The 12,035-nt window shown below is 60.3% G+C and carries 9 protein-coding genes; 5 read left to right on the top strand and 4 right to left on the bottom strand.

All coding sequences use genetic code 11. From position 1 onward, the window contains the following. The 3 genes from DBR00_RS20955 to DBR00_RS07220 all read left to right on the top strand — a co-directional run. Positions 1-885 (top strand): N-6 DNA methylase (locus DBR00_RS20955; RefSeq protein ID WP_256582943.1); only part of this gene is annotated, 885 nt, incomplete at its 5' end. After that, complete coding sequence (locus DBR00_RS07225; protein WP_108487033.1) at positions 882-2,564, top strand: restriction endonuclease subunit S; 1,683 nt, start codon at positions 882-884, stop codon at positions 2,562-2,564. The genes DBR00_RS20955 and DBR00_RS07225, both read left to right, overlap by 4 nt. Positions 2,565-2,599: 35 nt before the next feature. After that, the gene (locus tag DBR00_RS07220; RefSeq protein ID WP_108487034.1) at positions 2,600-3,691 is read left to right on the top strand and encodes an endonuclease NucS domain-containing protein; all 1,092 of its coding nucleotides are present in this window, start codon (positions 2,600-2,602) and stop codon (positions 3,689-3,691) included. 160 nt (positions 3,692-3,851) lie between these two features. Here the strand turns inward: DBR00_RS07220 and DBR00_RS07215 are convergent, their stop codons facing one another. Beyond that, a complete protein-coding gene (locus tag DBR00_RS07215) occupies positions 3,852-4,871 on the bottom strand; it encodes an AraC family transcriptional regulator (protein ID WP_108487035.1) in 1,020 nt (339 codons plus the stop codon). 402 nt (positions 4,872-5,273) lie between these two features. Here DBR00_RS07215 and DBR00_RS07210 point away from each other — a divergent pair, with 402 nt between their 5' ends. After that, the gene (locus DBR00_RS07210) at positions 5,274-6,113 is read left to right on the top strand and encodes a metal-dependent hydrolase (protein WP_108487036.1); all 840 of its coding nucleotides are present in this window, start codon (positions 5,274-5,276) and stop codon (positions 6,111-6,113) included. Between the two features lie 151 nt (positions 6,114-6,264). Here DBR00_RS07210 and DBR00_RS07205 read toward each other — a convergent pair whose 3' ends face one another. Together DBR00_RS07205 and DBR00_RS07200 are read right to left on the bottom strand one after the other, a co-directional pair. Then, complete coding sequence (locus DBR00_RS07205) at positions 6,265-7,206, bottom strand: alpha/beta fold hydrolase (RefSeq protein WP_108487037.1); 942 nt, start codon at positions 7,204-7,206, stop codon at positions 6,265-6,267. 220 nt (positions 7,207-7,426) lie between these two features. Further along, positions 7,427-8,107, bottom strand: a complete 681-nt coding sequence (locus DBR00_RS07200; protein WP_108487038.1) for a TetR/AcrR family transcriptional regulator — start codon at positions 8,105-8,107, stop codon at positions 7,427-7,429. An 84-nt stretch (positions 8,108-8,191) separates the two neighbouring features. Between DBR00_RS07200 and DBR00_RS07195 the strand changes: the two genes are divergently transcribed. Further along, entirely contained in the window at positions 8,192-9,061 is an 870-nt protein-coding gene (locus DBR00_RS07195) for a hypothetical protein (protein ID WP_108487039.1), read from the top strand. Here the strand turns inward: DBR00_RS07195 and DBR00_RS07190 are convergent. Beyond that, on the bottom strand, positions 9,050-11,767 hold the full coding sequence (locus tag DBR00_RS07190) for a LuxR C-terminal-related transcriptional regulator (RefSeq protein ID WP_108487040.1): 2,718 nt from the start codon (positions 11,765-11,767) through the stop codon (positions 9,050-9,052). The two genes, DBR00_RS07195 and DBR00_RS07190, sit on opposite strands and share 12 nt — an antisense overlap. Positions 11,768-12,035: the final 268 nt, after the last annotated feature.

The following is a 12,035-nucleotide window of genomic DNA, read 5'->3' as shown; positions in this document are numbered from 1 at the left end:
TTTCTCACCTGCGCCATCGAGCACAAACGCAGCCGCTATGTAAAAACCGCCGAGGACGAACGCACCCTGCAGGCCAGCATCTTTGGCGTGGAGAAAAAGCCGCTGCCGCACCTGCTGGCCACCACCAACATGATCCTGCACGGCATCGAAGTGCCCAGCCAGATTCGCCACGACAACACCCTGAGCAAACCGCTGATCAGCTGGGGCCCGAGCGAGCGCGTGCACTGCATCGTCGCCAACCCACCGTTCGGCGGCATGGAAGAAGACGGCATCGAAACCAACTTCCCCGCCGCCTTCCGCACCCGCGAAACCGCCGATCTGTTTCTGGTGCTGATCATGCAGCTGATCAAAGACGGCGGCCGCGCCGCCGTGGTGTTGCCCGATGGCTTCCTGTTTGGCGAAGGCATCAAAAGCCGCATCAAGGAAAAGTTGCTCACCGAGTGCAACCTGCACACCATCGTTCGCCTGCCCAACGGCGTGTTCAACCCCTACACCGGCATCAAAACCAACCTGCTGTTCTTCACCAAAGGCACACCGACCAAGCAGGTGTGGTTCTACGAGCACCAGTACCCAGCCGGCGTAAAGAACTACTCCAAGACCCGCCCCATGCGCATCGAGGAGTTCGCCGTCGAGGACGCCTGGTGGGGTAACGAAGCCGATGGCTTTGCCGCGCGGGTGGAGAATGAATTCGCCTGGCAGGTCAGCCTCGAAGAGCTGCAGGCACGCAACTGGAACCTCGACTGCAAGAACCCGCATATCGGCGAACAGATCAGCCACGACCCGGACGAACTGCTGCGCAACTACGCCAGCCTACAAGGCGAAATCAGCGATCTGCGCGACCAGCTTAAAGCGGTGCTGACCGAAGCACTGGAGCGCGAGGTATGACCGCGCTGCTCACCGACAACCTGCCGCTGCTGGCCGGTGCACCCAATGGCATCAAGAAGTTGCGCGAGCTGATTCTGGAGCTAGCGGTGCGTGGCAAGTTGCTTGAGCAGAACGCCAATGATGAGCCTGCTAGTGAGCTGCTAAAGCAGATTGCCGAAGAAAAGAACCAGCTTGTTGCAAAGGGAAAAACCAAAGAGCAGGTATTTCTACAAGAGATTGGCGAGGCAGCAGCTCCGTTCAAGGCAGCACCCGGCTGGCTATGGATAAAACTTGGTGATATTTCGCTAATCGAACGAGGTGGTTCGCCCCGACCAATTAAGGATTTTCTGACAGAAGATGCTGACGGCCTTAATTGGATAAAAATCGGCGACACTGACAAAGGTGGTAAATACATCACTTCTGCAGGTGAAAAGATTCGGCGCGAAGGTCTTTTCAAAACTCGCATGGTTTATCCAGGTGATTTTCTACTGACAAACTCGATGAGTTTTGGACGGCCATACATCACGCAAATCGAAGGCTGCATTCACGACGGCTGGCTAAGAATTAGTCCACCAGCTTCGCTGGTTAAAGACTATTTGTACCTTCTTCTATCATCGCCCTATGTACGAAGTTTCTTTGTTCAAGCGGCTGCGGGTGCGGTGGTCTTGAACTTGAATGCAGATAAAGTGAGGGAGTTGCCAATTCCTCTTCCTCCGATTCTCGAACAACACCGCATCGTCGCCAAAGTCGATGAACTGATGGCCCTGTGCGACCGCCTGGAAGCCCAGCAGGCCGACGCCGAATGCGCCCACGCCCAACTGGTGCACGCGCTGCTCGACAGCCTGACCCAAGCCAGCGACGCGACCGCCATGGATGGCGGAAATGCCGAAAATGCAGGAGCAATTTTCGGCCAAGACTTCGCCGCCAACTGGCAACGCCTGGCCGAACACTTCCATACCCTGTTCACCACCGAACCCAGCATCGATGCTCTCAAACAAACCCTCCTTCAACTGGCCGTGATGGGCAAACTGGTGCCCCAAGATCCCAGCGATGAGCCAGCCATTGAATTGCTTAAGCGGATTATCGAAGAGAAGGCGAGTTCAGGGAGCGGTGGCAGATCGAGAAAGCAAACGGATCTACCTGACATTGATGATTCGGAAAAGGCCTTCAAGCTTCCCGGAGCCTGGGAGTGGGTGCGACTTCAGCAGATTATTTCCGTTTCCTCAGGTGATGGACTGGTATCCGCAAATATGAAAGCAGACGGGGGAGTCCCTGTTTATGGGGGCAATGGTGTTACTGGCTATCATGATGAAAAGAACGTGGATAACGAAACCTTGGTTATCGGCCGTGTTGGTTATTACTGCGGATCGATACATTTAACGCCAGCCAATGCATGGGTTACTGACAACGCGTTAATTGTGAGTTTTTCAGAGAAAAATATTTATAAAAAATTCCTCTTCTGGCTTCTAAAAGGAACGAACCTCAAGGAGCAGGAAAGCGCGACAGCTCAGCCAGTAATCTCAGGCAGAAAAATCTATCCAATCGTTTTGGCGATTCCACCACTCGCCGAACAACACCGCATCGTCGCCAAAGTCGATCAACTGATGGCCCTCTGCGACCAACTGAAAACCCGCCTAACCCAGGCCCGCCAACTCAACGAACAACTGGCCAGCACCCTGGTCGAGCAGGCCGTGGCCTAGCGGCTGCCGGCTACAGCACGTTAAGGACAACCCCCATGCCCATCAAAACGCAAATCTGGACGGTCGCTGGCCAACCCAGCCAGCTGCATGAGTGCATCCTGCCCAGCGAGCAGTTGCTGGAAGACATGATCGTCAGCGCACCACGGCTATTGTCGGAGGAGTGGATGCTGATCGGCCGTCAGGAAAGCACCGGGCTGGGCGGGCGGATCGACCTGCTGGCCATCGCCCCGGATGCCTCCCTGGTGTTGATTGAACTCAAGCGTGACCGCACCCCCCGTGATGTGGTGGCGCAGGCGCTGGACTATGCCTCCTGGGTGGAGACATTGGCAGCCGAAGACATCGCGGCCATCTACAAACGCTACCGGCAGAACGCCGACCTGGCGGCGGACTTTCAGGCCTACTTCGGCCTGCCGCTGGATGAAGAGGCGCTCAACCAGAGCCACCAGATCATCATCGTTGCGTCCGGGCTGGATGCCAGCACCGAGCGCATCGTCGCGTACCTCAGCGAGCGCGATATCGCCATCAACGTGCTGTGCTTTCAGGTGTTCCAGCAGGGCACGCAACAGCTGATCAGCCGTTCCTGGCTGCTCGACCCGGTGGCAACCCAGGCCAATGCCAGCAACACCCGCAGCGACGGCCCGAGTGAGCCGTGGAATGGTGAGTTTTATTGCTCGTTTGGCCACAGCCCGACACGCTCCTGGCTGGATGCACAAGCCTTGGGTTTTATCTGCGGCGGTGGCGGCACCTGGTACAGCAACAGCCTGAAGATGCTCGCCCCCGGCGACCGGGTGTGGGTCAACATTCCGCAGCAAGGCTACGTCGGCGTCGGCCGCGTCACCGGGCGGGCTACGGCGGCGGCAGACTTCACCGTGATGCACAACGGCGTCGACACCCCGGTGCTGCAAGCCGCCACACGCGGCACCTACCACGCCGAACACCGCGACGACCCGACGCTGTGCGAATACTTCGTGGCGGTGGAATGGCTGCAAACCGTACCGGTTGAACAGGCGATCAAGGAAGTCGGCCTGTTCGGCAACCAGAACACCGTCTGCCGCCCCACTACGCCGAAGTGGCGCTGGACGATAGAGCGGCTGAAAGCGCGCTTGCCGCAGTTCGATAAAACCTAATACGCACACGGCATGAACGGTGACGGGCAAGGCTGCCTGGCTGTGGCCAACGCCAAGGTCAAGTCAGTGGTCAGCAAACAGCGCATCTGCAACGCCCGAGAAAGGCTACGACAGGCCCTGAACTGTGGCCTGTCGCATGGCGGTTGCATTGCCCGTGCGCCTATTCCTCAGCGCGGTAATCGCTGGGCAGTTTACCCGTCCATTTTTTGAACGCACGGCGGAAATTCGAGGGGTCGCTAAAGCCCAGCAGGTAGGCAATTTCGTAGAGCGGCAGGTGGGTGGTGGTGAGGTATTGCAGGGCCAGGCTCTTGCGCACTTCATCGAGCACTTGCTGGTAGCTGGTGCCCATGCTGGAGAGGTGCCGGCGCAGGCTGCGGCCGCTGGTGTGCAGGGCTTCGGCGGCGCTGGCCAGGTCGGGGAAGTCGCCGGGGCGCGCCAACAACAGGCGGCGCACGCGGGTCAGCAGGCCGTCCTGTACATCCAGGCTGGCCAGCAGCGCTTCACATTGCTGTTCGCACATTTGCACCGTGGCCGGGTTGGCCAGGGCCATCGGTCGATCCAGGTAGCCAATTGGCATGCTCAGGCGGTGATACAGCTGATCAAACGCCACTGGCACGCCGAACAAACGTTCATAGCGCTCGGCATAGTGCGGTGCGGCGTGGGCAAAACCGACTTCAACGTCTTGCAGGCGCTCGCCCACGAGAAAACGCGCAATGGTGTAGAGGCTGGTCAGCAAGCTTTCGGCGGCAAAGCGACTCAAAGGCCCCAGCGGCATCGATTCGCTGGCGCGCAACTCGACGCGTGCGCCCAACTCGACCATTTCCAGTTCATAGGTCAGCCCCAGTACTCGGTAATACTTGAGGGCAAACTGGATGGCCTTGCCCAGGTTGGCGCTGGACAGCACGGCATAGCCGAGGATGCCATGGGTGGAGACATTCAGGCGCTGGCCAAGCAGCAGCCCCAGCGCCGGCTCATCACACAGGCGCAGGGCGCTGCTGGTGAGTTGGGTGAAGTCGATAAAGGACAATCGCCCCTGGGGATTGCCCAGCACCTCAGGCCGCACGCGGGCTGCATTGAATAACTGCGCACGCGGTACGCCAAGCTCTTCGACCAGATCGAGCAAGGCGGCGGCATAGGCGACAGGAACCAGTTCGGCAAAGAAATTCGGTGATGGCTTCATAGCGTTCTTATTATCTGGCCAGAAATGACCACTGGCAGCGACGATAACCCTGATCAACAAAACCCGACAAGGGTGTCGCTAAGGCTGTCGGCTGAATTTAGTGAGCGGTAGACCGCGCCCCTCAAAGCCTTATGCATAGTCAGGGCTTGATCAGTGCATCGCCACAACCGAAGGTTGGGCATATGCATAGCAAGGCGGCTGGCGAGCGCCGATTTTCCCAACGCAAAGCTCTGGCACGGGCGCTTGAATGCACGACGAGGGCGCGGACATGCCGCACGCGCTGGTACATTCGTACAACATTGGCCATATATGACCGAAATATTGGCTGTTGTGAACCTTTGCCGAGCGGCCCGGCGAACTCATAGTGAGTTCACGTGTCAGTCACAGACTCAGGGAGTCAGCATGGTCAGCACCACACCGGAAGGTTTGCAGATTCGTCCACGGCATATGGATTTCGATTTCCCCAACCCGCTGCCTCGACATTGGCACGGTGGTGATGCCTTCAAGACCCATTTGTTTGACGCCATGTCGGTGCTGTTCCCCGATGGCGAGCGCTTTTTTATCGATTCGGTGCGCCATTTCCGTGACCAGATCGATGACCCGGTGCTGAAAGAACAGATCCGTGGTTTTATCGGCCAGGAAGGCCACCACAGCCGCGAGCACCTTGAGTACAGCAATCGCCTGCGCGACCTCGGTTACGACATTACCCGTATTGAAAAGCGCGCCCGCGCACGCATCCGCTTTACCCAGAAGAAGTTTTCGCCGCAGCGTCAACTGGCAGCAACTGCCGCGCTGGAACACATCACCGCGATCATGGCTGACGGCCTGCTCAAGGACCCGCGCCACATGCAGGGGGCGCATCCGGTGATGGAACGCCTGTGGCGCTGGCACGCACTGGAAGAAACCGAGCACAAGGCGGTGGCTTTCGACGTGTATAACCAGGTCTGCGGCAGCCGCAAACTGCTGCGTCGGGCGATGATCATGGGCACCTTCTTCTTTGTCCTCGATACCACTCGCGGCCTGGCGCATATGCTCAAACAGGACGGCCTGCTGTGGAACTGGCGCGTGTGGCGCGACGGCATTCAGTGGATGTGGGGCAAGGAAGGCGTGTTCCGCCCGCTGCTCAGCACCTACCGCGACTTCTTCAAGCCTAAGTTCCACCCCTGGGAGCACAACAACCTGGAGTTGCTCTACCAGACCCGTACGGAGTTTGATCTGCCCGTACAAAGCCAGGCGGCTTAACGCGGCTGTTCACGCAACGAACAAGGGAGCCCGCCGGCTCCCTTTTTTATGCACCTCTTGTAGCCCGGATTGCATCCGGGTTACGTCGCGGCTAAAGCCCCTCCCACACACTCATCGACAGAACATTGTGGGAGGCGCTTTAGCGGCGACGTTAAGCCTGTAGAAAACGCAGGGTGTCGGCGGCGCTTTGCTGCGGGATTTCTTCCATCGGAATATGCCCAACGCCCGGGTAGGTTTTCACCTGAATGCCCGGCAGGTCACGCTGCCACAGCGGCACGTGCTTGGGCGAAATCCAGCGGTCACGCTCGCCCCACAGCAGCAGCGTCGGCGCCTGAATCTGCGCCACCCGTGTCGGCGTGGTGTGCAGTTCGTCTTTATTGACCTTGAGCAGCACGCGGAAGATATCCATCATCGCCCGGCGGTTGCCGGGTCGCCGTGTCAGGTCGTTGTAGCGATCCACCACACCCGGCTTGATCCGTGCCGGCTCGCCGTACACTTCCTTGATGCCCTGGGCGATCAACGCGCGCGGCATCCACAGTGGCATGGCCACGGTGGCACCGGGTAAGGCAGCAGCAGCAATCATCCATGGCACTTTGTGCATGTGATAACCGGCCGGATCGATCAGCACCAGCTTCTCCACTCGCTGCGGCTGCGCCAGGGCGAAGTTCCAGGCGATATAACCGCCCAGGGAGTTGCCGACAATCGACGCCTTGCTCACGCCCAAGTAGTCGAGCAGCAGACCGAATACCTTGATCATCCGCTCGGCGGAATACACGCCATCGCGGGCCGGGCCGGTGAGGCCGAAGCCCGGCACATCGAAACGGATCACCCGGTATTCAGCGGTAAAGGCTGGCAGCCAGTCATCCCAGGTGTGCAGCGAGGCCACCACGCCGTGGATCAATACCAACACGGGCTTGTCGCGACTGCCCTCATCGCGGTAATGCAGGTTGAAGCCATCGAGTTCGATGTAGCGCGAGCCATTGGCGGCATTGCCATAGCGCGCCTTGAGGCGCTCCAGCGGCAGGGCGCCGAAGCCCAGACGGGCAAAACCGGCCGCCAGCGGTGGCGTCAGCGGGAGACTGGAAGCAGACATGCAGGCACCTCTAGATTGTTGTTATGGGAAAGATGCATCTGGTCTATCAGAGCATGTACACCCTGGGCTGACGCCTAACCTAGGTTAGGTACGACAAGTGCCTGCGCTCGGTGGTGCTTCGTTAAAAACCGCTTCGGAATGCTCATTTACAACTCGTAAACTCCGCTTCCTCACCGTTTTTGCCTCGCCTGACCTTCGCTCGACGACTTTGCGTACCAACCTAGGTTGAGCGGGGCGCGGGACACAGCGAGGCAATCAGCAGCTCACTGAGCACACGCTTGGCCTGTTCGATCTCCTCGCGTTTGGCGGCGCGGCCCAGTAGCTCCAGCGATGCCGCCTCCATGGCCCAGATCAGCGCGCGGTAGGTCAGCGGGTCAGCCGCCTGGGTGGCACCGTGCAGACGTTCGGCCAGCAACCGCGCCATCTCGGTATGCGCACGCTGGCGGTGTGCGGCCAGCGGGGAATCGGCGCGCAGGGCTTCTTCCTGCATCAGACGGATAATCGGCCCGACCGCCAGGTGATAGTCGAAGTAGCGCCCGACCATACCCTGCAGCCAGGCCTGCGGGCTGCCGGCGATGCTCTGCATTTCACTGAAGCGCGACAGCAGCAGGGACACCGCCGTCTGATAGATGCCTTCGAGCACCTGCATCTTGTTCTCGAAGTACTTGTAGAAGGTGCGTCGCGACACGTTGGCCGCCGCCAGCAGGTCGTTCACCGTGGTGTCCGCCAGCCCCTTGCGGGCGAAAACCGGAATCGCCGCCAGCTGAATATTGGTGCGTTGCAGATGACCGATCAGCGGCCCGTCGCCATCCTGCTCCTGCTGCTGGGCCACCGCGCCGTAACCGCCGAGGTCTTCAAATACCGCGCGAACGGCACCCAGTTCTGCCAACGCCTGCTGCATCGCACACTTCCCAACCAAGGCGCGGGTGACGCGAGCCGCCAAGCTGGTTACGCTGGGCCACGCCTACTCCGCAGGATTGTTCTTGTGTCGCACACGCTACCATCACGCCGTACCTTATCGCTGGCCATCCTTTTGCTGGTTCTGCTCGCGCCCGTGCAGGCCAGCGAGCTGTTCTACCTCGGGCAGAAGATTCCCGACATCCATAAACCCTGGAACAGCGCCGACTACCAGCAGCTGCTGGAGGCCCTGAACAAGGTCGACAGCACGCAGCTCAACGCCCTGCCCCGCCGCAGCGGCGAGTTCACCGGACCGATCTACCAGCGCATGGTCAGCGAAGAGAACTTCCGCCCGCAGCTGAACATCTACGCCCCGCTGGAGCTGCGGCAGAACGAAGCCCGCGAAGCGCTGTTCCGCCTCAAGGAGCTGATGCGCCTGTATTTTGATTTTCGCGCGGTGCAGCAGCCTTATGCCGCCGAAGCGCTGGGTGTGATGAGTTATTCACTGCGCCAGCAGGCGGTGCTGTTTACCCTGACCACCGAATTCTGGATGACCCTCTCGCAAACCGAGCAAAGCAACCCGGTGCGCCTGCAAGGCCTGCATGAAACCAAGGCGGCAGCAGCCATGCTCACCTCCAGCGCCCTGGATTACCTGGGCCTGACCAAACAGTTTGGCCGTGAAGAGCTGGTGCTCTACAGCGCCGAACTGAGCAAGCAACTGCCCGAACTGTTTATTCATTTGAGCGGGGAGGTGCGTGAAACCTTGCTGCAGCGTGTCGAACAACTGGCGCAGCAGCATGCTTATGCAGAAGTGCAGCAAAACATGCGCGAACTGCAGCCAGTGCTGCTGAGTATCCAGCAGGATGTGCAGGCCAAACTGGCCGCCGCCGCGGCGCAACCACGCAAAGCGCCAACGCGCAGCCTTGATCTATCAGTTCCGGCGGAATCAGCGCAGTAGGCCGAGGCTCTTGGCCCGCGCCACGGCCTGAGTGCGCCGCTCCACACCGAGTTTGCTGTTGATGTGGCGGGCGTGGGTCTTGACCGTGTGCAGGGAGATAAACAGGCTGTCGCTGATCTCCTGGTTGGAGCAGCCCTGGGCGATCAATTGCAGCACGGCCAACTCCCGCGAACTAAGGGCATCGACCACAGCGGCATAATCATCCTGACTGACCAGCGCCTGCGGCAGATGCTGTTGCAGGGCTTCGATCAGCGGGCTGGCGTGCTGGGTCAGCAACTGCTCACGTAGCCATTCGGGTTGTCGCGTCAGCAGCCCCTGGAAAGGCAGCAAGCCTCCACCGGCCGCCGTTTGCAGGGCACTGTGCAACTGCTGCTGCGCCTCGCGTTCGCGCCCGGCATCACGCAGCAGATCCGTCAGTTGCATCTGCGCAAGCGCCCCCAGCAGCTGACCACCGGCGTTCTGCGCCAGCTGGCTCAGCCCGCGCAAACGCCGCTCGGCCTGTTCATCCTCGCCCTGCAAACGCTCGTATGTGGCCAGGTGCAGCTGAACATGCAATGGCAGTTGTGGATGGAACTCTGGCGCGGCAGCGGCCTGCTCACCGCCATAGGCATCCAACAAGCGACTCAGCCAGACACCCGCCAGCTCAGTCTGACCCTGACACAGCCACAGCTCGCATTTGCTCAGGGTGATCATCGCCAGGTAGTAGATCGGCGGAATATCCCAGATATGCATCAGCCGCTCGGCCTCGGCCAACTGGGCAAACGCTTCTGGCAGGTTGCCGCAGCGCCCTTCCAGGCTGGCCAGCACGCAGTACCCGATCAACACACTGATATCACGACAACCACGCGCTTCGGCAATTCCGGCCAGCAAGCGCTGACGGGCCTGCTGCGGCTGCAGACGCAGGCTCAGCAGATAGCCTTCGTACAGGGTCAGCCGTCCACGTGCGGCGTACTGCCGCTGGGACGGCAGCTTGGCCAGACGCTGTTGGCCCTGGCGCACTTCGTCCAGTGCGCGGAGCACCTCGCCACGGGCTTGCAACACCCGCGCACGGTCGTAATAGGCCAGGGCTTCGAACAGCGGGTTACCGACCCGCTGCGCCAGCTCCAACGCTTCACGGTTCAGCCCACGGGCACGCCACAGATCACCGTGCACAATCGCCAGGTTGGCCAGACTGGACAGGCACATCAGGCGCTGCCCATAACGGTCCAGCGGCAGACAGCTCAGCGCTTCACTGCAATAGGCCTGAGCTTTGCCGCTGTCACCGCGGCCGCGGGCAATCACCCCACTCAGGGCCAGCCACTGGGCCAGCAAACCTTCCTGCTCGCGGCGCTCGCGGGCGGGCATAAAACGCCCCAGCTCAGCCAGCAGTTCTTCGGCGGCATCCAGCTGACAGGCCAACGCCAGCGCCCAGCCGTACAACAGAATCAGCCGTGGTGTGCTGGTCAGCAGGCTGTCCGGCAAGTCCATCTTCCAGCGCAATAAGGTGGCGACGTTCTGCTCGGCCAGCAACTGTTCTTCGGAGAGGTTCTGCACCAGGTTCGCTGCCACGTCCGGCTGACCTGCGCGCAACGCCTGTTCGATGGCTTCATCCAGCAAGCCCTCAGCGCTGAACCAGCGACACGCGCGCAAATGCAGACCTGAGGTGGGCTGCGGCCGGCTACGCAGCAAATCGGAAAACAGGTGGTGATAGCGAAACCATTTGCCCTGCTCATCCAGCGGCACCAGAAACACCTGATGCGCCTGTAGGTGGCGGAGAATCGCGGCGCTGTCATGGGCATCGCGCAGGGCATCACACAGCTCGGCGCAGAAGCGCTCCTGACTGGCCGTTTCATAGAGAAAGGCCTGCACGTCAGCCGGCTGGCGTTCGATCACCTCTTCCAGCAGGTAGTCGTGAATCAGCCCGTCACCGCCCTGCACCAGCGCTGGCAACGCCGCCGACTCCTGCGTCTCGCTGACGGCCAGCGACCAAAGGCGTAACCCCGCCACCCAGCCCTCACTGCGTTGCAACAAGGCGGCCAGCGCTTCGGCCGACAGCTCGGTGCCCTGCAGCCGGAGCAACGCAGTACTTTCAACGTCGGTCAGGCGCAGATCCTGTTCATGCAGTTCCAGTAACTGGCGCGACAGGCGCAAACGCGCCAGGTGCCAGTCCGGGCGTTGACGACTGGTCACCAGAATCAGCAGTCCGGTAGGCAGATGATTGAGAAAAAACTGCAGGCAACGATCCAAGACGGCGCCTTGCGCCAGATGATAATCGTCCAGCACCAGTAGCAACGGTTGCTGCGGATCAAGGCACACCGCCAGCTCATCAAGCAAACCGTCCAGCCACTCTTCAAAGGCAAATGGCTGATGCCGTTGACGCAGGCGCAGCAAGCCCAGCGCCTCCTGCCCCACACCAGGGAAAAACTCTTGCAGCCCACTGAGCAAGCGCTCAAGAAAGCGCCCTGGATCGCTGTCGCGCACGCTCAGCCCCAACCACAGGCTTTGCCACTGTTCTGGCAAGTGTTCGCAAAACTCGATAGCCAGCGAGCTCTTGCCAAACCCGGCCGGAGCGCTGACCAGCAACAGGCGCCCCGCCAAACCACCTAGCAGGCGCTCGCACAAGCGCGGGCGTGGAACATAGTGGGCGGGTAACGGAGGCCGATAGAAGTGCCCGCCCAATACATTGGGGGTCGCTACCAAGCCAGGAATACGGGACAAATCAGTCATCAGCCGGTTTCTTGTAGTAGTCAGGCAGAGGCACTACCGATGCCCCGCAGACTAGCGCCTTGACTCGCGCATTTGAAGCCCTGGGTACAGTCGGGTAGCAAACTACACTGATTGTTCATCCATCAGCCACAGAGTGCTTGGCGTGTGCGGGGCAAACTGACGGCTTGTAACAGCATGTCGGCAAAGGGTCATCGCAACACCGGCCAGACAATCGAAATCAATGACTGCACATAAAAAAACCGGCCACTAGGGCCGGTTTTCAATACAG

The organism is Pseudomonas sp. HMWF032, from assembly GCF_003060885.1.
Classification (GTDB): Bacteria; Pseudomonadota; Gammaproteobacteria; order Pseudomonadales; family Pseudomonadaceae; genus Aquipseudomonas.
This window is presented reverse-complemented; position numbering and strand designations above follow the sequence as displayed.

What these genes read in the sequence shown, in the direction of transcription:
- DBR00_RS07215 (WP_108487035.1), bottom strand. Translation starts at nt 4,871, where the DNA reads ATGAAGCCATCACCGAATTTCTTTGCCGAACTGGTTCCTGTCGCCTAT.
- DBR00_RS07190 (WP_108487040.1), bottom strand. Translation starts at nt 11,767, where the DNA reads ATGACTGATTTGTCCCGTATTCCTGGCTTGGTAGCGACCCCCAATGTA.
- DBR00_RS07225 (WP_108487033.1), top strand. Translation starts at nt 882, where the DNA reads ATGACCGCGCTGCTCACCGACAACCTGCCGCTGCTGGCCGGTGCACCC.
- DBR00_RS07200 (WP_108487038.1), bottom strand. Translation starts at nt 8,107, where the DNA reads ATGCAGCAGGCGTTGGCAGAACTGGGTGCCGTTCGCGCGGTATTTGAA.
- DBR00_RS07220 (WP_108487034.1), top strand. Translation starts at nt 2,600, where the DNA reads ATGCCCATCAAAACGCAAATCTGGACGGTCGCTGGCCAACCCAGCCAG.
- DBR00_RS07205 (WP_108487037.1), bottom strand. Translation starts at nt 7,206, where the DNA reads ATGTCTGCTTCCAGTCTCCCGCTGACGCCACCGCTGGCGGCCGGTTTT.
- DBR00_RS07210 (WP_108487036.1), top strand. Translation starts at nt 5,274, where the DNA reads ATGGTCAGCACCACACCGGAAGGTTTGCAGATTCGTCCACGGCATATG.